A 24,859-nucleotide genomic window follows, 5' to 3' on the forward strand; every position below is an offset into this window, starting at 1 on the left:
ACAAGCAAGCCGTCCGTGCACCACGGCTCAGCGCACCAGACGTGACATACAAGGGAGCAAAAGGGATCAACTCTTGTCCATGCGCACGAACAATACCCAGAACAACGCCGCCAACGACGGTAATACAACGAGTAAGACGATTGTCTCCAAGCCGAAAATCACTGGCACTTGAGATTGCTGCGACGACGCCATCGTCCAGTTCCAGATTGGCATCGTGGTTGCGGTACCTCTCAGGAAAACGGAGCGCTGCACCTCATTGAATGAGATCAGAAACCCAAAGGTCGCGGCACCAACGATGCCGGGGCGCAAGATGGGCATTTCGATATCCCAGAACGTGCGCCACGCCGATGCACCAAGATCGGCCCCGGCTTCAATCAAGCGGTTGTCGAATCGCGTCGTCAGCACGAGCACAATCAACAGCGAGAATGGAAAGGCCCATACCACATGTCCAAGAAAGATGGACCAGAACCCGAGCGTCATTCCCAGCATGGGCCGCAGAAAAATAAACATCGCGGCGCCCATCGACATACCTGGAATAAACAAGGGCAAGATAGCTAGCAGGACCAACGTGCCCGAGCGGCGGGAATGCGGCAATAGCCGTCCAACGAGGGTCGCCGTGATTGCCGTGACGGCACCCACGCCAATCGCGATCAATACGCTGATGCCAAGCGGTGCAACCCAGTCCAGTTTGTGGAACAGTATGCGATAACTGCTCAAGGAAAACGGTAGCGGCAAACCGGACAACGGCTGCGCGCTGATGGACATCAACGCGAGCCACATCAAAGGAAAATAGATGAGCGCAACTGTGCCAAAGACGAATGCCTGGGCGATCGCGCTCCAGCCTTTCCAGTAGCTCCATGCGCGCCCTCCCACCACCGCATAGGACGATGCCGCAGGCATCGGGATGGTCGAATTTTTCAATTCTGCAAGCTCCGAAACGCACTCGACAAATCCGTGAAGCGGCGCGTGAGGAAGACCAGCGCGATCAACAGAACGCCGATAAGCAAGATAACGAGGCTGGACAGCGCCGCCACCACCGGGTAGCGCAGCGCGCTATAGGCACTGTCGACGGAATTGCTCAGCATGTTGACGAACCCGCCACCCAGCATATTCGGCTCGATCCACGACGCCAGGGCCGGCCCCAAGGTAAAGACGACGCCGGCCAAAATGCCGGGCATCGACATCGGCAGGATGATGTCGACCAGAATTCTGGCTGGCGAAGCGCCAAGGTCTGCCGCCGCCGCGATGAGTGTGTCATCGATGACGCTGATCGCCAGATAGATAGGAAGAATCATCACGGGGAAATTCGTGATGGCCATGCCGAACTGCACGGCGCCTTCGGTGTAGAGCATACCGTGAATCGGACTGTCGATCAGATGCAAATGCATCAGCACGTAATTGATCAATCCATTTTCGTCAAGGATACCTCGCCAGACAATGATGCGTGACGAGAGATCAAGGAAGAAGGGAATCGTGAACAGGGCGAGCATGATGGCTCGAGTACTTTTGCCGCACCGCCCTTTCGCCAGCCAGAGGGCAGCCGGGAATGCCAGTAGGAGATCCACGGCCGTGACGCTCAAAGCGATTCTCAACGTGCGCAGCGTCACTTCAAAGCGGCCCGACTGGAAAACGCTCTCCCATGTATGAAACGATGGCGAATAGATCATCGCAAAATTGCGGCTTTCAAAAAAACTGTACGCCAATAGCACCAGTAGCGGTGCGATCACGAGTACCAGCCACACACACAAAAACGTTGGCAGCAGCCAGGGCGTCCGCTCTAAAGGCGTACGCATCGATCGTCGCCGTGCTCGCTTTTCCGGCCCGCCTGTGGGCTTACCCGATGGGAGACCCGACATCTCTGGCGTCACTCCCTCCAGCGTGGAACGGGGACTCATCATGGCGTCCGGCATCGCGCCCTCCATTCGATAGACCTCGTACGAATCAAAAGTCATGCGTTCAGAAAGCGCTGCCATTCGTCCTCGATCGCGTCCGAATGTGTTGGCGTCGTCGTGCTGACGAAAGGTTTGGCAAACTTCCGATCGACCTTTTTCTGGGTATCTTTCAACTCCTGAACCTGCTGGGCGGACCAGTTATGGCTGGTCGCATACTCGACACCCAGATCCATGTTGGGGCCGGCGTAACCACGATCGCGGGCTTGATAGGCGCGGTATTCGCCGTCCAGGAAGTAGTTCAGCATCTTGTAGATGTTGTCCATATTGCCGCGAGACTTGGCCTGTGACGCAATATAAGCGCCATGCCCCCATTTATAATAGCCTTCAACCGTGTACGCATAACGCGTTTTGCCCGCACCCAGTTTTGCATTCGCCTCTCGCACTGCCGGTTCCCAGCAATTCAAAATGTCAACTTCGTGGTTCGTCAGCAGTTGGATCTGTTCTTCAAACGACGAGACCAAGGTACGGAACTGCCCTGCCTTTTTACGCACGACCAGAAAATCGACGATCACCTTGGCCTCGGCCGGTGTCGGATCCGCCGGGTTTGCTACCTTTGCCTTGCCGGTCGCGTTCAAGTACATGCCCGCAACGCCGATCGAATAGTTCCACGTCTTGTCGTAGCCAACCCGGCCGCGCGTACGCTCGTCCTCGAACATCATCTTCCAGGACACATCGGCCTCGCCATCCGCGCTGACCCCGATCTTGTCCGGAAAATACCCGAAGCTGTCGGCATTACCGATCACTGGCACGCCGTACTGCTTCCCGTCCTTGCCCATGACCGTGGCCGAATGCTTCCAGGTATCCGCGGTACGGTCCCAGAGCTTCAACGCAGGATGCTTCTGATCAATCACTTGATAGGCGCCTTGAGGCCCTAAAATGTCCTGCGTCCCCCCCTCGAAAATAAAGAGATCGACCTTATTCCCCATCTGCGACGCCATCACGTCACGCATGAAAACGCCAACGTCGTTATTCGAACCGACATATTGCATCTTCAACCCGGTCGACTTCTCGAGAAGTGACCAATCCTTCAACTGCGCGGTTGTGACGCCATAGGCGCTAACGGTCGAACTGGCTGCGGCGTTGGCCGGCCGACTTAAACCGAAAGCCCCCGCCAGGGCAAGCACGCCAGTTGCCGCTGTGCCTTTGAGCAGATCGCGACGGGCCAAATCCAGTTGCGATGTAATCGAATGCCGGTCTTTCATCTTGATCGCCTTCTTGTTGTATGAACTGACTAGGAGGGAAGAAGCACGCAATCCTGTACACGGCAGTGCACTGTATCGAAAGCACCGGTCAATGTGTTCTGATCCCAGGACCGGATTTTGATTTCACCGTCGCCTGCATACCGGGCCGTTTGATCGGTGTATTTGCCACGATACATATGGCGTATCGGGGTGCAGGTAATCTTGTTGCGTTCCATGCCGTCTAGAGCACCCATCGCATCGCTTATCCCGCCCGACACGCATTGATCACCGTTTGCCATCGATAGAGAGGCAGACCGGGCTGCAATCAGCCGCTCCGCACGCACCGCCAAGGTCATGACATCGCCGGGTTTGATCGCAAGCGTTGGAGCGCATACGGCGCGCACGACCTGGTCACCCAGCGCAACGCGGGCGATGTTATTCACGTCTGGAGCGTCTATCACACAGCATGGCAATACGTTGTCAAAGCCCATGAAGCGTGCAACGAATTGGTTGACCGGGCGATCAAAGAGCGCTTCTGGCGCACCACATTGTTCAATTCGACCTTTTCGCATCAGCACGATCCGATCGCTCATGGTCAACGCTTCTTCCTGGCTATGTGTGATGTAAATAAACGTCATGCCGAGCGCTTTGTGAATGTCGACCAATTCCGCCTGCATATCGATACGGAGACGCTCGTCCAAGGCACCAAGCGGTTCGTCCAGAAGCAGGATTGCCGGCCGGGTGACAACGGCGCGCGCAAGTGCGACGCGCTGGCGCTCGCCACCAGACAATTGCCCGATACGTCGACCCGCTTTGTCGGATAGACGCACCATGGCCAATGCGTCGTGGGCGCGCTTGCGGCTATCGTCACGCGGAATCCCGCGAACGCGTAAGCCGTAGGCAACATTCTCCTCCACCGACATATGCGGAAATAGTGCATAGCTTTGAAACACGGTCGTGCAGTTACGCTTTGCCGCGGGGGTGTCCGTTACGTCCACGCCGTCCAGCGTCAATGTCCTCACTTCCGATGCGCGTTCCAGGCCTGAGATCACACGGAGCATCGTGGTTTTGCCTGACCCGCTCTCGCCCAGAATGGTAAGGAACTCCCCCCGCCGCACATCAAGCGAAACGTTGTCGAGTGCCGTCACGTTGCCATAGCGATGCACGATATCGCCAGCACGTAGGATGACATCGTCGTGCTGGCCGAGTAGCGCATTATTGGCCACCGTCCCATGCTCGATGGCGGCGCCATTCCGTATGACAAAAGGCCTGGATCGCGGCACCGCGACATTGCTTATCGGCGTTCGCGCATTAATCTCGTTACCGGTGCTCATATCCTTTCTCGCATGATCGTAAGCGTTCATCGCATTGGCCGTTGTCAGGCAATCAATACTTCAATGCCGATCAGCGCTGTCGTCAGCGACAGCGAACGCCGCAACAGATCCGTCGTGGTGCACAGGGGATCCACTACCGTCCTTTCTCCAAACGCCCCGTCGTTCAGCACAATCTGACGTCTGACGGCACGGCATGCCGCTGCGACGACCTGTATCGCCGCCCACTCGATCTCGTCCGGCGGCGTTGCCACGGAACGCATCGCGCTGTCCGACTGCATCATGTCGGCGAGTCTTTCCAACGCTTTACCGCCTCCAGGAACCACGCCGTCGGCCTCGCTGGCTCGCAAGGCATGCAATGCCGCGCGCGCCTGAACAAGGAACGCTTCCGTTTCCCACATGGTGCGTCCCGCAACCCGCATTTGCGCCCACCCACCGCGTAGACGTGCGGCGCGCCGCAACAGACGCTCTCGATCCAAAGAGACATGACGCTGGCGTTGCGCGTCCCGTTCAAGATCTTGTCGACGTGCCAAGACAGCGGCGACTTCTCCCTCAGCTTGCGCAAATACAGCACGACCATTTTCGATGACGACACTTTCAACACGGCCCAACATCGCAGGCCTGACCGATGCCATGGTCGTACCCGTCTCCTCACTCACAAGCGTCGCTCCGGTTACGACGCATAAATCCTCCAGAACGCCAACGGCATGCATCGCCACATCGGCAAGCGTGACCCCGATCACATGCAAGGTCAGCGCCTGATGATTCGCACTCAGCACCGCTCTAGCCGCACCGGTAAATCCTCGCGCGACAATCAGCAGCGATTTGGCTCGCGAGACAAATTGTTCGAGCACAGGCAATAACGGCCCGAAATCATCCAGCACCTCATTTACAACCAGGACATGTACTGCATGCAATGCAAACCGCTGTCTCTGTTGCAAGGCCGTTGGCCCGATCACGGCATCGCCAACGTCGACGCAGTAACCCGAGAAACGTTCCACAACAATGCCCGGCTCGACGCCAGCGATGATCTCCAACGCCCCCTCTTCGGGCAAATACGCGAAAAGTTCAGCAACACGATGTGCAAGCGCGTCGTCGTCGCAGGCCGAGGCCGCAATTGCCGCACGCGATGGCATCGGACAGCGTTGCATGGCGAGAAGCGCCGGTAGACGCCGCGCGACGCGCTCGATCGCACGACCTAGCTTGATCGGCGCCATGCCATGCGCCACATGCCGAAGCGCCTCCCCATACGCGCCATCCACCATGCAGGCGACACGCGCGGTGCCGTCATGGAGGTCTCGCTGTACTTCCCACAGCGTTTCCTTTAACAGCTTCGGTGCAACGGATTTGACCCCCTGTTCAGGACATACCTGCCGGGCAATCGAGAGACCATCGCTTGCCTGAAGGACACCGGCCGTTCCTGCGTCGTACATCAAGCGCTTCGACGACGGCCCCAACGACCCACCTATCGCCCGTACCGCTTCGCTTAGTGAGCGTTGTAAAACCCGACGCGCCGCCGAACCAGTGATTACTCGTACAGAAGTCACGGCCATGACGATATCGTCCTAAAGACGGTCTGCCACGGCATCGTGGACAGCTCGCGCTAGCGGCAAAGCGCCAGGCGTATCGCTATGCACGCAAATCGAGTCCACCGCGACGTCGACCAGCTTTCCGTTGACGGATCGTGCCTGCCGATTAGACAAAGCAAGACGGACGCGCTCGACTGCCAGTTCCGGGGAGACAGGGTCATGTTGCATGGAGATAATCTGCACACCGTCGTCGTAGTAGTCCAGATCGCAATAAAACTCGCAACTATACGAGACACCGCGAGCGCTCAGCACACGCGTCATCTCACTATTCCAGCAGGCAATGACCGGGAGATGCAATGCCAGCGCGGCGTCCGCCACGCCCTCGGCGACGTGCGCATATTTCATTGCCATACCCATCAATGAGCCGTGCGGCTTGATATGGGTAAGCGACATGCTTTCGGCATTGAGGAATGCCATCAATGCGCCCGTTTGGTAAAGAACCAGTGCCGCGACCTCATCACGGGTCATCTTCATTTCCCGCCGACCAAAGCCTTCCCGATCCGGCAGGCCGGGGTGCGATCCGACATGAATACCATGCCGTTTCGCCGCCTTGACCGTGCGCCACATCACGCTCGGATCGCCCGCATGAAAACCGCAGGCGATGTTCGCGTGAGTGACATAAGGCATCACTTCTTCATCGTCGCCAAACCGATAGAGACCGAAGCCTTCTCCCATGTCGCAGTTGATCGTCAGCTTTTCCATCGCTCGCCCATTTCCGTCAAAAAATGGCGGTCGCCGCGTCGTGCGAAACCGCTAACTCGCCGTTTGTTTCGCTCATGCGCCTGGCCGCATGGTTCCATGCTTTACCTAGGATGCACCACTGACCACAATCGCCAGATAGCATCAAATTCATGAAATATGATATATCGTCTTTTCTCGTAAAAATAAAGTTTTGGCAAATTTATATTTGCTGCCGACGAGAATCCGCCTTCATGCCGCGATGCGCCTCGTCGCTCGGGCACGGCAGCCACCACCAGACCCCACGTGCACTTCGCAAGATGCGTAAATTTTTTGTTTCTCTTCCACATTTGCGATATATCATATCTCAAAATTTTGAAGAGATTGGATGTTCTGAACGGGATGATCATGGGTCGCAACGACGGTGGTGCAACAAATGAAGCACTCGTGAACGAAAGCCTCAGCAAGGCTTCTTCGCGCGTGAGCCTGGCGCACGTTGAGGGGATCGTGCATCAGCATTACGGTATCCACGGGCGAGCCACCGTTATGACAAGCGAGCGTGACCAGAACTTCAAAATCACGGCTCCGGACGGGCGCGAGTTTGCGTTTCGTGTCAGTAACCCCGCCGAGCCACCGGAGGTCAATGACTTTCAGCTTGCTGCCATGCAACACATAGCCTGCGCGGACCCTGACCTTCCCGTGCCACGCGTGATCAGAACGCTGAACGGTGAAGCCCATTTGTCATTACCCTTCGACAAGGGTGAATTACGATCCGTACGCATGATCTCGTACCTGCCTGGCGATGTCATGCTCGGGGTGCCGCGTTCGGCCGCTCTACGACACAATCTCGGCGACGCCCTCGCAAGAATGGGACATGCATTGAGGGATTTCCATCATCCTGGTGCCTTCCATGAGCTGGCCTGGGATTTAAAGCATACGCCGCGCGTGCGAGGCCTCCTTGAACATATCGATGATGCCGAACTGCGCGCACTAACCCAAAGCTTTGCGGACACTTTTGTCACGCGTGTCGCCCCGGTGTTACCTACGCTGCGTGCTCAGGTCGTACATAACGATTTGAATCTCCATAACGTGCTCGTGGACCCGGCCCAACCGGAACGCGTTGTCGGCATTTTAGATTTCGGGGATCTCGTACATACCGCACTGATCGTTGACGTTGCCGTAGGCGCCTCTTATCACTTCGCCGACTCCGCTACAGATCCGTGGCTTAAGGTGATTGAATTCGTCACGGCCTACCATGCGCGCGTCCCTCTGAGTGCCCAGGAATTGGATCTGCTGTACGACCTTATCGCTGCACGCTACGTGGTGACGATAGCAATCACCGGTTGGCGTGCGAAGCGCTATCCGGAAAATGGCGGATACATCTTAAAGAATCACGCAAGGTCCTGTACGGGTCTGCACCTTCTGTCGATATTGAACCGTGACGACGCAAGCGCGCGCTTGCGTCTCGCTTGCAACATGGAGTAAAGGAAATGCCAAAGATATTGATGGTCAATGCATTCGATCCAAAAAAAGCCGTGGGGCTCGACGCATCGCGACAGCGGCTACTGGAACGTCGGAGTAGGGTTTTAGGGCCGTCGTATAAACTATTCTACGAAGAACCGCTCCATCTGGTCCGCGCGCAAGGCGTCCATATGTACGATGCCGACGACACCGCCTATCTCGACGTCTACAACAATGTTCCGTCTGTCGGACACTGCCATCCGCATGTTGTCGAAGCGATTTCGAAACAAGCAGCCATACTGAATACCCATACGCGCTATCTGCATGAACTTATCCTGACATACGCGGAAAAGCTGATAGCGACATTTCCAAGTGCGCTGTCCAATGTGATGTTCACATGTACAGGAAGCGAAACGAGCGATTTGGCGCTCCGCGTGGCGCGCAACGCGACACGGGGTACCGGTATCATCGTCACACAGACCGCGTATCACGGCATTACCAGCGCCGTATCGGAAATATCGCCATCGCTCGGCGACAACGTGCCGATGGGATTGCATGTTCGGACGGTGCCGGCCCCGGATGCGCTGCGCATTGACAGCGCTGGCGACGAAGATCTCGCCACGGCGTTTGCACGACATGTCGAAAGTGCGATTGAAGATCTGAGGCGCCACGGCGTCAAGGTTGCCGCGCTGATCGTAGACACGATTTTCTCCAGTGATGGTGTCTATAGCGATCCGGCGGGCTTTCTTGCTCCCGCCGTGGAGATCATTCGGAAAGCGGGCGGCGTGTTTATCGCTGATGAAGTGCAACCGGGGTTTGCCAGGACAGGCGATGCAATGTGGGGATTCCAGCGGCACGGAATTGTCCCGGAACTCGTCATCCTCGGAAAACCGATGGGCAACGGCTTGCCAATAGCGGGACTGGTTGCAAAGCCAGAGGTGCTGCAGGATTTCGCGTTGAAAGCACGCTACTTCAATACGTTCGGCGGTAATCCCGTTTCCTGCGCCGCAGGCTTGGCCGTACTCGAAGTCATCGAAGCTGAACGCTTACAAGAAAATGCGCGTTTGGTCGGTCAGTATATCCGTGATGGGCTTCACGCTATGGCGGGGCGCTTCGAGCAGATTGGCGAGGTCCGGGGAGCCGGTTTGTTCATCGGCATGGATCTCGTCAAGAACCGCGAAACGCTGGACGCCGACCCGGGGCTGGCTATCCGCGTTGTCAACGCATTGCGAAAGCGCCATATCCTGATCGGCGCGTCTGGCCCCGAAGGACATGTATTGAAGATTCGACCACCGTTGCCGTTTTCCCTAGGCAACGCGGACCAGTTTCTCAATGCGACCGAGGACGCGCTACAGGAAGTGCTCGCGCAGTAGTCGTCATTATCGCGACGTTGGCCGGCACGGCATCAGCTCAACACTTTCGCTTCGGCGTCGACGTCGATCAACGTCTGCAGACGTGGCAATAATGCTTCCCGGGCAGCGACGATATCATCAACAAGTCTTTGACGTGCGGCATGCGCATCACGAGCCTTGAGTGCATCGACGATCGCGCGGTGATGCAAATTGGCATGCGTTCCCCCGTAATCCGGGTCATCGAACAGGCCGTAGAAAACCGGTCCAACCTGGCCCCACAAATTTTGAATGATTTCAAGTAAACGCGGCGATCCCGCTTTCTCATAAATCGAAAAATGAAAGCGCTCGTTCAACTGCCTATATGCGGTCTTGTCCCCACCCGCAATCGCTTTGTCGATACCATCCATTATCTTCGTCAACCGGTTGACATCGGCGGTGCGGCAGTGCGCCGCCGCAAGCTCTCCCGCCAAGCCTTCCAATTCGCAGCGTATGCGATAGATCTCTGTAAATTCATCCGCCGAAAGGGTTGGCACGATGATTGATCGGCTCGCCGTCATGACAAGCAATCTTTCGGCTACGAGCCTCTGAAGCGCTTCTCGCACAGGCGTGGGTGAAATGCCGTATCGCTCGGCAACGGTTCTGATGATGAAGTATTGACCAGGGTGAAATGATCCGGAAATCAGTCCGCTTTTGATAATGGCATAGGTACGATCGTTAAGATTCTGATGCTCCAGTTTTTCTGAAGAGTCTGGTTGTGCCGCCGCGCGCATGGTTTTGTTCCGGTTTGCTCCCATTTCGTGATATATGATATCAGAATTGCCATGGCGAACATCCAGAATCCGGACGGCGTCCCCTGCGCCGTGAAGCAAACATCTGCTTGTATATAGCGGAAAGACAGGGTTCAGCGGGCAACAAAAACTGCTCCGCATGACCCAACGAATTGCCGAGGTTTATTCCGGACCTTTCGCCGTTGGCCCGGCATGCCGTAGGCTGCCTTATCCGGTCTACAGGTTTTCAGGCCAGGATGTGTTGTTCCGCGCCATGAGCGCGTACGATGCAGGCGGCCCATAAGTGCCGGCAGCATAGCGATGTGTACGAATACCCAGCCGCTTCCAGCCGTTCAAGATCTCTTCCACCCACGACCATGCCGCTTCGAGTTCATCGGAACGCATGAAGTGTGTCAGACGTCCCCGGATAACATCGATCAATAAACGTTCATACGCTTCCGCGCGGCGTCCCGACATCGCGCTTTGGAGATCCAGGTCCAAGCTCACCGGCAACGTGTTCAAGCCGCTACCCGGCTCCTTTGCCAACATCTGTAATTGAATGGATTCTTCCGGTTGCAAACGGATTACGAGGCGATTCGCGCTCCCTTCACCTGAGCGCGGAATGATCGAGAATGGCATGTCGGCAAATTCGATGACAATCTCCGAACGCCTCTCGGGAAAACGCTTGCCGGTGCGCAGGAAGAACGGCACGTTCGCCCAACGCCAGTTGTCGATCATCACCCGCAACGCGACAAAGGTTTCCGTATCGCTATCCGCGGGCACATTGGCCTCGTCACGGTAGCCCTTCACGGGCGCGCCATCGACCACGCCACCATGATATTGCGCGCGAATCACGTCGCGCGAGATCGATTCATTCGACATCGGCCGCAACGAGCGGAGAACCTTGACCTTTTCATCGCGGACCGCATCGGGGTCGAGCGATACCGGCGGCTCCATTGCCACAATGCACAGCAACTGCATCAGGTGATTCTGGACCATGTCACGCATCGCGCCGGTATGGTCATAGAAGTCCGCACGACTTCCCACACCTACGGATTCCGCCACGGTAATCTGCACGCTCTTGATATACGGCGCCTGCCACAACGGTCCAAAAATCGGATTGCCAAAACGCAGCACCATCAGATTCTGGACCGTCTCCTTGCCAAGATAATGGTCGATCCGATAGATCCGGTCTTCAGGAAAATATTGTGTCACCGTCGAGTTGATCGCTTTTGCCGACGCGAGATCATGACCCAGCGGTTTTTCCAGAACAACCCGCGCGTGGGTATCCGCCAGTCCGACGCGCGACAAGTTTTCACAGACCACACTGAACAGATCCGGTGCCGTGGCAAGGTAGAACACCTTCAAGGAGCCGGCTTGGCACGCAGGCACCAGGCTGTCGTAATCAGCCGATACGCCCGCGTCTATCACAACGTAATGCAAACGCTCCAGAAAGCTCGCCCAGGTTTGTTGCGTGGCAGCACCTTTGTCGATGAAGGGCAACGACTTCTCGTTAATCAACGCAAGATAGTCTTCCCGCGAATACTTGGTCCGCCCGACAGCGATGACGCGTGTGGAATCCGGCAGACTCTTGTGTACGTACGCCATGAACAACGCCGGCAGCAATTTCCGGATCGAAAGATCACCGGCACCGCCGAAGATAACCATGTCGAGCGGTTGCTCTTGCGGAACCGAATTCGCTTTGCTCATGATGGTGGACCCAAAAGTAAGAGAACGCTTGCACGTCACGCCGGTCAGGCGGCCTGCGCGACCGGGACGATAGCGAGGAATGTAGCAAAACTGCGTGACAAGACAACTCGCGCCACCGCCCAGCATTGCACATCGGGACCGAGTATTTTACCGCCTCCCTGGCAACCTCGCTTTTTCGTATCCGCCCCGGGGCGGCGCCTTATCCCGCCTGCCGTAGCGCCGCCGCTTCTTCGGCCATGACCTGTGTACTCAGGGCCAGGAAGGCTTCAACGATCGGATTCCCGTTGCGCAGTTGAGGGCAGACCGTGAAGCCGCGAAACAGAATGCTGGGCGCGAATGAGCGAAAAACGACGCGTCGCGGATTCACGTCCCGGCTGGCCAGCGGGTTGACGACGCCTACCCCTAGCCCGCGTGCCACCATCGCGCAAATTGTCGCGCCATACGGCGTTTCGATCGTTGGAACCTGCGTAACATTTGCCTGCCGTAACGCCCGATCAAGCGCCGACCGGGTGTCATCGGCGTAAGACGGCAGGATCAGCGACTCACCCCGCAAATCTCGCGCGTTGATCTTGGCCCTGGATGCAAGGCGATGACGCACGGGGAGTGCGCAGACACCTTTCAATCGATAGAGCTCGGTGCCGGTGACACCGAAGGCGTCCGGGGTCGTTGTCGCAAAACCGATATCGCAATATCCCGACGATGCCCAGCGTTGTATCGTGCTTTCACTCCGCATTTCCAGGGAAACGACAATCCGAGGATAGGCTGCGAGAAATCGCTCGATGACCTGTGGCACCAAGCCAAGCGCGAGCACCGGCGCGGCAACCAAGCGCAGCCTCCCGCTACCGTACTGCTTGATCTCCCGCGCCGAATGGGCCAGCTTGCGCAAGCCGACCACGCTGCGATCCACTTCCCGATAAAATGCGCTCCCTGCATCGGTCGCCTGCACGCGCCCACCGGCACGATTGAACAGCACCAGTCCCGTAGATGCCTCCAACTCCGAAATCAAGCGACTGATGCTGGGTTGCGACGTACCCAATTCGTCGGCCGCGGCCGTCATCGACCCACGCAGCATTACCGCGCGAAATGCATCGATCTGCTTCTGATTCATCACGTTCTGCCTCCCCATCACGCCGAATTCCAGCTGGTCTCGAACCAGCATGTCATATCAAAAATGAATAGCGCGCGTTTTTGGCCGTATTTGACCGAATGCCTGCATCAAACCTAGACTCGATCATGCGTATTCCGTGAAGGATGATCATGCGTCCCGATGCACTACTTTTCCATGACGACTTTCGCGTCGCCCCGTATTGGTGGGATGCTGCACCGCCGCAGACGATCCATGCTCCATTGCCGAATTCGGTGGATGTGGCCGTTGTTGGCAGTGGCTATTGCGGACTGTCCGCTGCGGCGGAATGTGCGAAGGCCGGGCAGCATGTCGCCGTACTCGATGCTGCGGAAATAGGCGCGGGCGGTAGCACGCGTAGCGGGGGTATGGTTTCCGGCGGCCAGAAGCTGGCACTCACGGGCGCGATCCGCGGCGTTTCGGCCGATCGCCTGACGCGGTTGATGAACGAATCGATGGCGAGCTTTAAATACTTGCAAACCCTGATCGCCACCGAAGCACTCGATGCGGACCTACAGATCACCGGACGCTTCTTCGGGGCATACACCCCGGATCACTTCGAACGCCTTGCCGCGCAAGGCGCGCTACTGCGGGAGAAGACCGGCGTCACGGTCCATCTGATCCCACGTGAGGCGCAACGTTCAATCGTGGGCTCCGACTACTATTACGGTGGCATGCTGGTTGAAGAATACGGCGGCCTGCATACGGCAAAATTTCATCGCGCGCTCCGGGGTCTCGCCACCGCCCGCGGCGCGACCTTGCATTCCCATGCAAGCGTGACGCGTATTCGCGGGGGGAGTGGCCACTTTATCGTCGACACCGCACGCGGCACGCTACGGGCACGTCAGGTCCTGATTGCGACGAATGGTTATACCGGCGGTCTGCTGCCCTTTCTCGAACGCCGCGTACTACCGGTTGCCAGCTATCAGATTGCCACCGAGCCGTTGCCTGCCGGTTTGATGAGCGTGCTGAATCCGGGGCGACGAATGATCAGCGACTCTAAACGCAACCTGTTTTACACGCGACCGTCGCCAGATGGCACGCGGATGATCTTCGGCTCCCGCCCTGCCATTCTCGAACTCGACGAACGCTCCGCGGCGCGACGGCTTTACGCAAAAATGGTGCAGCTCTGGCCGGCGCTGCGCGACATCCGCATCACGCATGCGTGGAAGGGCTATGTCGCCATGACGGGTGACAAACTGGCGCATATCGGCAACCACGACGGCTTGCACTATGCGCTGGGCTGCAACGGCAATGGCGTTGCATTGATGACGTATCTTGGACGGCAGATCGCGCAAACAATGCTCGATACCGAAAGACGCATCGGTGCTTTCGGCGAAGGTGCTTTTCCCGTAAATCCCGGCAGTATCGCGGCACCATTCTCCGTACCAATTGGCACTGCACTTTACCAGTTTGGCGACCACTGGAGCGGCCGCGTAAGGGCTGCATTGTCCTGAACCCTCTACAAACCATCACTCCCTCAGGAGCACATCATGCTGTTTCGCCGATTCCTGCGTGTTGCCGCGCTCGCGATCCCATTGTGGCTCACTCTCGCGATATCAACGGCGCCCGCAGCGTACGCCGACGATTTCGACACGCTCAGCGCGGGCAAGCTGATGGCGGGCGTGGACGCCAATAACAAACCCTATTCGTATATCGACAATGGCAAAATGACCGGCTTCGATGTCGAGTTGTTACGTGCGATTGGTGCCAAGCTCGGCTTGACCGTCGAGTTTCGATCCCAGGACTTCAGCGCACTACTGCCGGCTATATCGAATCACCAACTCGATATCGCAGCAGGTTCCATCTCGATTACCAAAGAACGCCTGAAGATGGTTGACTTCTCCGAGGGCTATCTGACAGGTCTGCTAAGCGTGGCGACCTTGCCGGGCAGCCCCATCACCAGCGACAAGGCATCGGTCAAAGGCAAGCGGGTTGGCGTGATACAAGGCACCATTGAAGATACCTATTCCGCCAGCTATATACCGGGTGCGGAAATCGTGCGTTTTCCCAACTTGAATGCCGGATTCCTGCAACTGCGTTCCAAATACATCGATGGCTTTTTTATCGATAAAACGCTGGTGGACGGGCTGATCGGCAAGTACCCCGATATGCATCTGTCGGCACGCCTGGATATTTCCGCGGTGAATCTCCCTGCCGGCTTTCCGATGCGCAAGGGCAATACAAAACTGAAAGCGGCAGTGGATAAAGCGATCAACGAGCTTGTTGCGGATGGCACCTGGATGAAGCTATACACGCAGTTCAACCCGACCTATCCGAAACCCACGAGTCTGCCGCCGTACGAGATGGCCGGCGGCAACTGACACCAGCGAGCCGTTCGGCGGCCCGCCTTTTTCAAGAGAGCGCGCGATGCACGACTTCTTGTCCAATTTCCTAGACTGGCCGCTCCTGGTGGGTTCGCTGCCAAGCCTGCTCATCACGGGCCTCGTCAATACGTTGACGTTATCGGTTTTCTCGACGCTGCTTGGCCTGATAATTGGCATGGTATTGGCGTTGATGATGGTTTCCGCACTTCCTCTGCTCGGCTACCCCGCACGCGCTTTTGTCGACATTTTTCGCGGCTTGCCGGCCGCCCTGGTGATCCTGCTTGTCGGCCAGGGATTGGCGCCCCTTGGGCTGACACTGTTCGGACCCAACCCTTACCCACTTGCCATTGTCGCGCTTGGCCTGATTTCTTCGGCGTATATCGCGGAGATCTTCCGCTCCGGCATTCAGAGCGTGGGAAAAGATCAGATGGCGGCCTGTCAGGCATTGGGTATGAGCTATTGGAGCGGCATGCGTCACGTTGTCGTGCCTCAGGGAATTCGGCGAATACTGCCGGCGCTTGCAAACCAATTCATCTCGATCGTCAAAGATTCGAGCCTGGTTTATTTTCTCGGTTTGCTGACGTCGCAGCGTGACCTTTTCACGATCGGCCAGAACGCGTCGGTCAATACGGCCAATCTCTCGCCATTGGTGGCGGCCGGCGCGGTCTACCTGTTGATTACGATTCCACTGACACACGCTATCAACCATATCGATCGATGGACCAACCGTCACGCGAATCCGCGTGGCGCGGCAACGCGAGCAGGCAAAATAAAAAGCGCCCGCAAAAGCCGAGGCCGGGAAACCCGCGCTGCCCGTGATGTGGATGATGGCAGCAAGCGCGGTGATGTACTCGCGCGTTAATCGCACTGACGTCATGTCTAGAACGCGTTGGAAATTGGGGGGAAGATGGGACCGCAAGTCGAAACCGTCGAACGGGACACGACGCTGCCCGCCGAGGTGGACGTCGTTGTCGTCGGCGGTGGCATCATCGGCGTCAGCACGGCACTGTATCTCAGTGAAAAGGGGTTGCGCGTTGCCGTATGCGAGAAAGGCCATATCGCCGGGGAACAGTCCAGTCGCAATTGGGGCTGGGTACGCGTCACGCATCGGGATATGCGTGAATTCGAACTCGCGATCGAAAGCCTCAAGCTCTGGCGCACACTGGATCGGACCCTGGGCATCGAGACTGGCTTCACGCAGTGCGGCATTCTCTACATGAGCGCCAATGAGGCGAAGATGGCAGAGCATCGTCTTTGGCTGGAAAAAGCGCGGGCGCTCGCGGGTAACGCTTTCGACACTCGGGAAGTCGACGCCGCGACAGTCGCAGACCTGCTCCCCGGTGCATCGCGTTCCTTCGTTGGTGGGCTTTATACGCCAAGCGATGGCCGCGCCGAACCACAGCGCGCGGCGCCTGCCATCGCCAATGCGTTACGCAAACGGGGCGTCAAGGTGCTGACGCCCTGTGCGGTACGCGGCGTGGAGACTCAGGCCGGCAAAGTCAGTGCAGTGGTCACCGAGCATGGCGTGATCCGCTGCAACAGCGTGGTGGTGGCAGGCGGGGCGTGGACCCGCCACCTGTGCCGCAGTCTGGGCATTGATGTACCACAGTTGCTGGTGCGGGCCTCGGTCCTACGTACGGAACCGATCGACGGTGGTCCGGCGGTGAGTGCCAGCAACCGGGAATTTGCATTTCGCAAACGCGCCGATGGCGGCTATACGATTGCGCCGGGATTCCGCACCTGTAGCGATCTCACTCCCGATTGCTTCCGTCTTTTCTTCAAGTACCTACCCGCACTGAAGAGTCAGATAGGTGCAATGCGCCTTGGAATCGGTCGGCGATTCCTGGACGAGCTGTGCCGTCCCGGGCGCTGGCCTTTGGACAAGCCGACCGTGTTCGAGCGGGTGCGAACATTGGACCCGGAGCCGATTGTGCCTTACACCGATATCGGGCTAGCCGAATTCATTAAGGTCTTCCCGCACTTGCGCGATGTGCGCGTCGCGCAACGTTGGGCGGGCTACATGGACGTGACCCCGGATGCGATCCCCGTGATTTCAGGTACGGACACCCTTCCCGGCTTGTTCATCGGCACGGGTTTCTCAGGGCATGGATTTGGCATCGGACCTGCGGCGGGCAAGCTGATGGCGGACCTCGTCGCGAATGATCGGCCTCTTGTCGACCCTCGAGCATTCCGGCTGAATCGCTTCAGTGACGGCACGAAAATCGTCATCGATGCAGGATTCTAGGCGACAGACCCAGTATCGACGCGCATCAGTTACACAACGCGATGCGCCACTGACGCATTTACCGCCTCCACGAGCTCGAACAACGACACCGGTTTCACAAAATGACGCGTAAAGCCGGCTTTGGCCGCACGAGCCAAGTCGTCCGCCTGACCATAGCCGGTCAGCGCAAAAAGCGGCAGATCGGCATGCAAAGGTTGGGTGTGCAATGCCACCGCCAGCTCATATCCATTCATGCCGGGCAGACCGATATCGAGTACTGCCACGTCGGGCCGGAATTGCTCCGCCAGATCCAATGCCCGTGCTCCGTCGGTCGCCGTGGCAACGACAAAACCCATCTCTGAAAGAAACGCTTCCATCGCCAACAGGCCATCGACATTATCGTCAACGAGCAGCACGCGCACCCCGCCTGTGACGCCAGCACTCGGAGAGTGGGTGACATCGGCTGACAGGGCGTCGGAAAGCTCGATCGACGTCGCCACTGGCAGGGCGATGGTAAAGGTCGCCCCACACCCCATGCCATCACTTTTCGCATGGACCTGGCCACCATGCAGCTCAACCAGGTTCTTGACCAGCGCCAAGCCAATACCAAGGCCGCCATCAGAACGATCGATCGTCACGCGGCCTTGCTCGAATATCCGAAATAACTTAGGCATCAGTTCTGCACTGATGCCTGCCCCGTTATCGATGACCGCAATCGTCAGTCGGCTCTCCGCGACGTGTGCCTCAATGCGAATCTGGCCTCCCGGCTGCGTATACTTCGCTGCGTTGTTCAACAAATTGCTGAAAGCCTGGGTCATGCGCGTCAAATCGGCAAAGATCAGCAGCCCGTCATCGGAGATATCCACCACCAGTGTTTGTTTGCGTTGCGCGATCAGTGGGCTGACGGCCTCCACCGCGCGCGTAATAATCGACGCAATGCGTAATGGCTCACGCTGCAATAAAATCTTTCCTCGCGTGATGCGACTCACATCCAGAAGATCTTCAACAAGACGCGAAAGATGCTCGACCTGACGTTCGATGATGTCATGGTATTTTTCGGGGACATTGCCGCGTTCGCGTCGTATCAACGCCAGCGATGTGGTGATTGGTGCAAGCGGATTCCGTAATTCATGCCCCAGCATGGCGAGAAACTCGTCCTTCGCGCGATTCGCTTCCTCTCGCTCATGCGCGGCGCGTGCGGCCACGATGCCGGTAGCGGCAAGCGATGTTGCTGCGCGCAGCAAGGCGATCTGACTCACCGTTGGAAATGTCGACTCCGTCGCACCGAACCAGACACTGCCTTGTCCGGAGCTGAATCCCATGCTCAACCGAATCATTCGGACGGGACCGATAGGCGTGCCGCACCATGCCACCCTGGTCCCGATCGGCAAGCCATGCCATTCGTCGATCGCTTCCCGCCAGTCCTTGATATCGCCGTCTGATACGTCGCGACCATAAAGACGTAGTCGAACGAACGATGGCTGATCCCGTAGCAGCGGAAGGTCCACATAGCAGATCTGCAGCGCAACAACGCTTTCAATCGCCTGCGCCATCAATTTTACGATGGTTTGACCATCGCGACCTGGCCACAGGGCCGGCAGCGCGAGTAGCCCCATCAAGTCCCGCAGACTCTGTTCCGGTGCCTCCCCGAAAGGATTGAAAACACGGTCGCCCGACATTTTTTGCTCTTTTGAAAGGATCTGCCACCGATCTTGCTCAACGCGCGTTCGCAAGCGCCTTGCGGGCTTCGATTTCCTTGACCATCTCGGAAGGGGGGGTGAAAAACGGATTTTCTTGTACAACGCCATTGATCAGCGTCAACGGGTGCGTCCGCAAAACGTCCATTAACGTTGCACCCGACAGCTTCGCCAAGTCGTAAACACAAACGGCAGGCTGACAGTTTCGCTCGAGCACTTCGTTGACTTCCGCTTCATAGACGATAAGGTCCATCGCACTAGGGCCGTCTTGAAAAGCCCAGTCCATATTTCCCATGATGCGGAGTCGCGAAAACCCGGCGGCGCGAGTATCGTGCGTGAGACGGTCGATCATCTCCAGCATTCGATTCTTATCGAACTTTCCTTCCTCATCGAAGTACGTCTGCTGCCAGGTCGCAATCTGCAACTGACCACAGGCCTCGCATTGGTGCGCGTTGATTCCCGCCGCCACGAGACGGGCACGATGATCGTCAACCAGGGCGACATCGATAATATGAATGTTCTTCTCGCCGTTATCGAATCCCTGCTTGAAAAACGGCGTAAGCACATCGTACTCTTTATCGCGACTGTCAAAAAAAGCGCAGACGTGAAAAGCATCCATCGGCGTGCCTGCCAAGGATAACTTATTCATCGTACATCTCCTCAGGAGACAGGAACGGGACATCAGAACGTCAATGATGCACGTCCTTGCCTTCAAATAGGGAATAATACACCCAACGTCGCGGAATAATCCCGCAGTCGCGCGCGGCTTACAACGGCACATACGCGCGGCAAAATGCGCCAGCCAGGACTTGCATCCGGAGCTGAACGAATCGCGATCATGCCGCGATCGGCGGCGATACCCCGTTGGTCAGCGGCGTGTTACCTGATGCGCGATCAACGCACGCAGGTCATCGGCGAGTTGCAAGCGTTCGTTCAGAGGCGCGTCGGCGCAAGCCGACACGCCTTTGAGCAACAACAGAATGACTTTCGCGGACGCCAACGCCCGCGCGGGGGAGACGTCGGTGATCGTTACCAGCAACGCCTGCAATCGCGCCAGCATCGCGCTATGAAGACGCACGCGCAACGAGGCCGCCGTCGCATTCTGCGAATCGACCAAGGCAAGCACCGACGCACGCTCCGCCAACAACGTCTGCATCATCGTGACCAATGCGTCGGCCAACTGGGCGGCCCCCGCCTCGGGATCTCGCGCACCTGCACACCGCCGCGCCACACCGTCCAGATGCGTCATTACATGAGCGGCGTAGTGCTCCACCAACATTTCAGCAAGCGCTGACTTACTTGGGAAGAACCGATACAGCGAGCCGATCGCGGTGCCAGATCGCGACGCTATTTCGGTCATCGTCGCGGCGTCGTACCCCTGTTCCGCGAAGATTTCGGTGCTTGCCGAAAGAATCGCTTCCACACGCAAACGGCCTCGTGCGCGCTTCGGTGCGATCGCCCCTCGATCGGTCGGCGACATCTTCGCGCCCGCCGTGGATTTTCGCCGCGATGTCAACGCACCGTCGACCGTCGACATTTCCATGGAATCGGTGACATCCAAACGATTTGACTTTTGTGAGTCCATCCTCAACAATTCCGCCTGTTTATGCGAGGACTCCCTCGCATAAGTAATCGTCGCATTATGACATAAGCATCGCCCCAGTCGGCCTAAATACGATGCGATGAATCGCTGCTTTGCAAGCATCCCAACTGATGGACAACGTGTCTTTTATGACTTTTCTTTCCCGCTCTCTGACAGACGGCGCGCTACGTACGATCCCGGCGCAATGGAGCACCCTGCTAGCGTTTTCGGTGCTGGCGTCCTGGCTGATGCTCAAGGCGGGCCTGTCCGCCTCGTTGTTGCTCGGCCCCTTGGTGGCAGGTATCGTGCTGGCCACGCAGCGCGGCACCATCAAGGTCCCGAAAATCCCGTTTTATATCGCGCAGGGCATTGTCGGCTGCATGATTGCAACAAAGGTCCCGCCAACGATATTTGCCGAGGTCGGAAAACACTGGATCATGTTTGCTTCAGCGGTATTGTCGGTGTTGCTGGCAAGCTGTCTTCTCGGCTATTTACTGGCGCGCCTGCAGGTACTGCCCGATACCACGGCCGTCTGGGGCAGCTATCCCGGTGCAGCCACCGCCATGACATTGATGGCGGGGTCGTTTGGCGCGGACACGCGCTTGGTGGCGTTCATGCAGTATCTGCGCGTCGTCATCGTGGCAGTGATTGCCTCGGCAGTGGCGCGATTTAGCCTGCATACCAGCGCGGCACATGGCATCACGCATGCTTTGCCCAATCCGGTGTGGTTTCCGCCGGTGCAATGGGAATGGTTAGGCGTCACCCTGGCGCTTGTCGCGATTGGCATGACGCTTGGTTTAAAAATGCGCATCCCAGCCGGCCCGTTATTGATCCCAATGGCCCTGGGCATCGTCCTGTCACATACGGGCCTGGTGCAAATCGAATTGCCACACTGGCTACTCGCCGCCAGCTATGCATTGGTCGGATGGACAATTGGCCTGCGTTTTACACGAGACGTCGTCAGTTACGCGGCAAGTGCGTTCCCGCGTGTATTGTTGTCGATTGTCGCATTGGTCGCATGTTGCGGCGGATTTGCTGTCATTCTGGTGAAAGTGGTCGGCGTGGACCCACTGACGGCCTATCTGGCGAAGAGCCCGGGCGGCGTTGATTCTGTCGCCATCATCGCGGCGGGCTCGCCGAACGTGGATATGTCGTTTGTCATGTCGCTTCAGATGGCGCGCTTTTTGACCATATTGATCATCGGTCCTTCCATCGCGCGTTGGACGGCGCGGTCGTTGCAGAAGACGCTGGCGCGCAGATCCCGCGCCACGTTGCAAAGCCGGGCCGCAGCGGCGCCATCAGCCACGAAAAAAAGCGCCCGCGCTTCGGAAAAGACACATCAGGCGCGATAGAAGCCTTTCCCATCCAGTGCGTCACGTCCGTGTGGTTGGTCCAGCGTATCGGCTGGGCCAACCGGCACGATGCGGTTCGGATTGATCGTCGGGTGACTACCGTAATAGTGCCCCTTGATATGGTCAAACGCGACGGTCTCCCGAATTGCCGGTATCTGGTACAACTCGCGAACGTAGCCCGATAAGTGGGGGTAGTCGGCAATGCGTCGGACATTGCACTTGAAATGACCGAAGTAGACGGCATCAAAACGGATCAATGTCGTAAAAAGGCGGATATCCGTTTCGGTAATATAGGCCCCCATCAGATAGCGTTGATCGGACAGCCGCTCTTCCATTTCGTCGAGTGCCTCGAACAAGCGACCAACGTGCCGCTCATAGACAGCCTGTTCTGTCGCGAACCCCGCCTTGTAGACGCCGTTGTTGATACGATCGTAAATATAGTCGTTCATTACGTCGATTTCGATCGACCATGGCTCGGGATACAGGTCGATCGTATTGCCGGTCTGGCTATTGAATGCGGTATTGAGCATCCGCATGAGCTCCGCCGATTCATTGTTGACGATCGTGCCGCGCTGCTTGTCCCACAGTACCGGGACCGTCACGCGGCCGGTGTAGTGCGGATTGCTTACCGTGTAAAGCTCGCGATGCAAAGCCTTGCCATTCAACGTGTCGCCGGTGGAACCCGTGGCAGTGTCATACGTCCAGCCGTCGTCACCCATCAAATAACTGGTGATTGACACGTCCATCACCGGCGCCAAGTCCTTTATCTTTCGCACGATCAACACCCGGTGCGCCCACGGACACGCCAGGGAGGCATATAGATGAAAGCGGTGCGGTGTGGCGAATACCGCTTGTTCCGTTTCACGCCTGCCGGCTTCCGGATCGATCAGGGTGCCTCGCAACTGGGCCTTTTCCCGGACGAATTCACCGCCATGCGCCTTTGTGTCATACCAATCGGTGCGCCATTGTCCATCTACCAGAATGCCCATTGCATTTTCCTCTCGTGCGGTTCGATACCATTCCCTACAGCATAACCCGGACCCGCATCATGTCTTGTCAACCTTTCGATCGACGCATCGCATCAGGCGTCTCATACGGGCCTCCTTGCCTTACGCCATCGCACCGACGTGTGCGCGTGCCGGAGCGTTACGCGATCGCCCGCCGCGACGGCATGAAAAGGCGATTCGATGCACAAGTACCCAGCCGCACGGTACACTGCGCGCCGACCGCGCAATTCCTGACGGGTTGTGCTTGATTCCCGATTACCTTCGTCCTTAAGACAGAACGCCATGGAACACGATATCGTGATTGTGGGCGCCGGCATGGTCGGCGTCTGCTGCGCACTGGAACTACAGCGCCGTGGCGCGCGGGTGACGTTGATCGACCGCCGCGCTCCTGGTCTGGAAACGTCCTTCGGCAACGCGGGCTGTTTCGCCCGCAGTTCCATCGTTCCCTTCAATAATCCGATGCTGCGCCACGCACTCCCCAAGCTGCTGCGCAACAATACGCCACAGTTCCGCTATCGTCCGGCGTACCTGCTGCGGGAAGCCCGGTGGGCGCTGTCCTTTCTTGCGCATTCGCGCACGCGCGTATTCACCGAAACCGCTACGGCGCTCGACCAATTGATTCAGTTATCCACGCGGGAACATCTGCGCATGATGGCAGATGCTGGCATCACGGGACGCTTGCGAGAAAATGGCTGGCTGTTCCTGTACCGTTCCGAAGCCGGGTATGCGAGCAGCGCGTTTTCGCAAAAAGTGTATCGCGAATTCGGCATCGATATCGAGTCGGTGGACGCAGCCGGTGTTCAGGCCTTGGAACCAAGCCTCGCGCCGTTGTTCCCGCGCGGACTGTGGATCAAGGACAGTCGCTCAGTGGATAATCCGGGCGCGGTGGTCGCCGCCTATGCGGCGCTTTTCCAGGCACGAGGCGGCCGTATCGAACAAGCCGATGTGACCGCTGTCCAGCGGCAGGGTCGGCAATGGTGCGTGACGGCGGACGCGCGTCACTGGCAGGCGGCGCATGTCGTGGTAGCGCTTGGCCCGTGGGCAAAAGCGTTATTCGCACGCATCGGTCTGACGGTGCCGATGGCTTTCGAACGCGGCTACCATCGGCATTTCGGGGCGCAACCGGGCGCTACGCTGCATCGGCCGATCTACGACACCGCCGCGGGCTATGTCATGGCACCGATGGAAATGGGACTGCGCTTGTCGTCCGGAGTCGAGTTAAATGAGTGCGATGCACCCGCTCGCCCGGTGCAGATGGCCCTCATCGAAACATCGGCCCGCGAAGCGTTTCCGCTGGGCGAAGCACTGCAGTCAGCGCCGTGGATGGGCCGTCGGCCCACGCTGCCGGACAGCCGACCGATGATCGGTGCGGTACCCGGGCGCGACGGACTATGGTGCGCGTTCGGCCATCAGCACATCGGCTTTAGTACCGGCACCGGCACCGCGATATTGCTCGGCGCGTTGATGCATGGTGAAACGCCGCCTATCAATGCAACGCCGTTTGCACCATCACGGTTCTTGTAATA

The 24,859-nt window shown here is 57.8% G+C and carries 21 protein-coding genes and 1 pseudogene; 8 read left to right on the forward strand and 14 right to left on the reverse strand.

What is annotated here, in order from left to right:
* Positions 1 to 66: 66 nt before the first annotated feature.
* From SJQ66_RS01290 to pxpA, 6 genes are read right to left on the reverse strand one after another with little or no spacing between them, the layout of a single operon-like run.
* Positions 67 to 921, reverse strand: a complete 855-nt coding sequence (locus tag SJQ66_RS01290; protein ID WP_024903727.1) for an ABC transporter permease — start codon at positions 919 to 921, stop codon at positions 67 to 69.
* Complete coding sequence (locus tag SJQ66_RS01295; RefSeq protein ID WP_024903726.1) at positions 918 to 1,973, reverse strand: ABC transporter permease; 1,056 nt, start codon at positions 1,971 to 1,973, stop codon at positions 918 to 920. Before SJQ66_RS01295 ends, SJQ66_RS01290 begins: the two co-directional genes overlap by 4 nt.
* Positions 1,949 to 3,154 (reverse strand): ABC transporter substrate-binding protein, encoded by a 1,206-nt coding sequence (locus SJQ66_RS01300; RefSeq protein WP_320533772.1) that lies wholly within the window; start codon positions 3,152 to 3,154, stop codon positions 1,949 to 1,951. Before SJQ66_RS01300 ends, SJQ66_RS01295 begins: the two co-directional genes overlap by 25 nt.
* A gap of 29 nt (positions 3,155 to 3,183) precedes the next feature.
* Positions 3,184 to 4,467, reverse strand: coding sequence for an ABC transporter ATP-binding protein (locus tag SJQ66_RS01305; RefSeq protein WP_157685049.1), 1,284 nt, complete (start codon positions 4,465 to 4,467; stop codon positions 3,184 to 3,186).
* A gap of 44 nt (positions 4,468 to 4,511) precedes the next feature.
* Positions 4,512 to 6,017 (reverse strand): TCP-1/cpn60 chaperonin family protein, encoded by a 1,506-nt coding sequence (locus SJQ66_RS01310; protein ID WP_253464547.1) that lies wholly within the window; start codon positions 6,015 to 6,017, stop codon positions 4,512 to 4,514.
* A gap of 12 nt (positions 6,018 to 6,029) precedes the next feature.
* Positions 6,030 to 6,755, reverse strand: coding sequence for a 5-oxoprolinase subunit PxpA (gene pxpA / locus SJQ66_RS01315; RefSeq protein ID WP_320533773.1), 726 nt, complete (start codon positions 6,753 to 6,755; stop codon positions 6,030 to 6,032).
* A 384-nt stretch (positions 6,756 to 7,139) separates the two neighbouring features.
* Here pxpA and SJQ66_RS01320 point away from each other — a divergent pair, with 384 nt between their 5' ends.
* Together SJQ66_RS01320 and SJQ66_RS01325 are read left to right on the forward strand one after the other, a co-directional pair.
* On the forward strand, positions 7,140 to 8,216 hold the full coding sequence (locus SJQ66_RS01320) for a phosphotransferase (RefSeq protein ID WP_320533774.1): 1,077 nt from the start codon (positions 7,140 to 7,142) through the stop codon (positions 8,214 to 8,216).
* A 5-nt stretch (positions 8,217 to 8,221) separates the two neighbouring features.
* A complete protein-coding gene (locus SJQ66_RS01325) occupies positions 8,222 to 9,565 on the forward strand; it encodes an aspartate aminotransferase family protein (RefSeq protein WP_320533775.1) in 1,344 nt (447 codons plus the stop codon).
* Positions 9,566 to 9,597: 32 nt separating this feature from the next.
* On the opposite strand, the gene SJQ66_RS01330 is transcribed toward SJQ66_RS01325, so the two are convergent.
* From SJQ66_RS01330 to SJQ66_RS01340, 4 genes and pseudogenes are all read right to left on the reverse strand, one after another.
* A complete protein-coding gene (locus SJQ66_RS01330; protein ID WP_320533776.1) occupies positions 9,598 to 10,077 on the reverse strand; it encodes a GntR family transcriptional regulator in 480 nt (159 codons plus the stop codon).
* A 15-nt stretch (positions 10,078 to 10,092) separates the two neighbouring features.
* Positions 10,093 to 10,473: pseudogene (locus tag SJQ66_RS29545) on the reverse strand (GntR family transcriptional regulator); the annotation flags it as partial.
* A 75-nt stretch (positions 10,474 to 10,548) separates the two neighbouring features.
* Positions 10,549 to 12,024, reverse strand: coding sequence for a glucose-6-phosphate dehydrogenase (gene zwf, locus SJQ66_RS01335; protein ID WP_024903718.1), 1,476 nt, complete (start codon positions 12,022 to 12,024; stop codon positions 10,549 to 10,551).
* A 196-nt stretch (positions 12,025 to 12,220) separates the two neighbouring features.
* The gene (locus SJQ66_RS01340; protein ID WP_320533824.1) at positions 12,221 to 13,129 is read right to left on the reverse strand and encodes a LysR substrate-binding domain-containing protein; all 909 of its coding nucleotides are present in this window, start codon (positions 13,127 to 13,129) and stop codon (positions 12,221 to 12,223) included.
* Between the two features lie 149 nt (positions 13,130 to 13,278).
* Here SJQ66_RS01340 and SJQ66_RS01345 point away from each other — a divergent pair, with 149 nt between their 5' ends.
* Genes SJQ66_RS01345 through SJQ66_RS01360 form a run of 4 tightly spaced genes read left to right on the forward strand, consistent with a single transcriptional unit; the run spans position 13,279 to position 17,716 of the window.
* Complete coding sequence (locus SJQ66_RS01345; protein WP_024903716.1) at positions 13,279 to 14,601, forward strand: NAD(P)/FAD-dependent oxidoreductase; 1,323 nt, start codon at positions 13,279 to 13,281, stop codon at positions 14,599 to 14,601.
* Between the two features lie 36 nt (positions 14,602 to 14,637).
* Positions 14,638 to 15,468: an ABC transporter substrate-binding protein gene (locus SJQ66_RS01350; RefSeq protein ID WP_024903715.1), complete on the forward strand. Its 831-nt coding sequence runs from the start codon at positions 14,638 to 14,640 to the stop codon at positions 15,466 to 15,468.
* A 46-nt stretch (positions 15,469 to 15,514) separates the two neighbouring features.
* Positions 15,515 to 16,333: an amino acid ABC transporter permease gene (locus SJQ66_RS01355; RefSeq protein ID WP_024903714.1), complete on the forward strand. Its 819-nt coding sequence runs from the start codon at positions 15,515 to 15,517 to the stop codon at positions 16,331 to 16,333.
* A gap of 45 nt (positions 16,334 to 16,378) precedes the next feature.
* On the forward strand, positions 16,379 to 17,716 hold the full coding sequence (locus tag SJQ66_RS01360) for an NAD(P)/FAD-dependent oxidoreductase (RefSeq protein ID WP_024903713.1): 1,338 nt from the start codon (positions 16,379 to 16,381) through the stop codon (positions 17,714 to 17,716).
* A gap of 29 nt (positions 17,717 to 17,745) precedes the next feature.
* Here SJQ66_RS01360 and SJQ66_RS01365 read toward each other — a convergent pair whose 3' ends face one another.
* The 3 genes from SJQ66_RS01365 to SJQ66_RS01375 form a co-directional block, all read right to left on the reverse strand.
* Positions 17,746 to 19,374 (reverse strand): hybrid sensor histidine kinase/response regulator, encoded by a 1,629-nt coding sequence (locus tag SJQ66_RS01365; protein ID WP_024903712.1) that lies wholly within the window; start codon positions 19,372 to 19,374, stop codon positions 17,746 to 17,748.
* 37 nt (positions 19,375 to 19,411) lie between these two features.
* Positions 19,412 to 20,041, reverse strand: coding sequence for an MEDS domain-containing protein (locus SJQ66_RS01370; RefSeq protein ID WP_024903711.1), 630 nt, complete (start codon positions 20,039 to 20,041; stop codon positions 19,412 to 19,414).
* Between the two features lie 219 nt (positions 20,042 to 20,260).
* Positions 20,261 to 20,935, reverse strand: a complete 675-nt coding sequence (locus SJQ66_RS01375; protein ID WP_157685846.1) for a TetR/AcrR family transcriptional regulator — start codon at positions 20,933 to 20,935, stop codon at positions 20,261 to 20,263.
* A gap of 188 nt (positions 20,936 to 21,123) precedes the next feature.
* Here SJQ66_RS01375 and SJQ66_RS01380 point away from each other — a divergent pair, with 188 nt between their 5' ends.
* Positions 21,124 to 22,326 carry an AbrB family transcriptional regulator gene (locus SJQ66_RS01380; RefSeq protein WP_320533777.1) on the forward strand — a complete coding sequence of 401 codons (1,203 nt, stop codon included), beginning with the start codon at positions 21,124 to 21,126 and terminating at the stop codon, positions 22,324 to 22,326.
* Here SJQ66_RS01380 and SJQ66_RS01385 read toward each other — a convergent pair.
* On the reverse strand, positions 22,314 to 23,315 hold the full coding sequence (locus tag SJQ66_RS01385) for a glutathione S-transferase family protein (RefSeq protein ID WP_320533778.1): 1,002 nt from the start codon (positions 23,313 to 23,315) through the stop codon (positions 22,314 to 22,316). The two genes, SJQ66_RS01380 and SJQ66_RS01385, sit on opposite strands and share 13 nt — an antisense overlap.
* A 300-nt stretch (positions 23,316 to 23,615) precedes the next feature.
* On the opposite strand from SJQ66_RS01385, the gene SJQ66_RS01390 reads away from it, so the two are divergent.
* Positions 23,616 to 24,857 carry an NAD(P)/FAD-dependent oxidoreductase gene (locus SJQ66_RS01390; RefSeq protein ID WP_024903707.1) on the forward strand — a complete coding sequence of 414 codons (1,242 nt, stop codon included), beginning with the start codon at positions 23,616 to 23,618 and terminating at the stop codon, positions 24,855 to 24,857.
* The last annotated feature ends 2 nt before the right edge of the window (positions 24,858 to 24,859 follow it).

The sequence above is a fragment of the Robbsia andropogonis genome (assembly GCF_034047095.1).
Taxonomy (GTDB): Bacteria; Pseudomonadota; Gammaproteobacteria; order Burkholderiales; family Burkholderiaceae; genus Robbsia; species Robbsia andropogonis.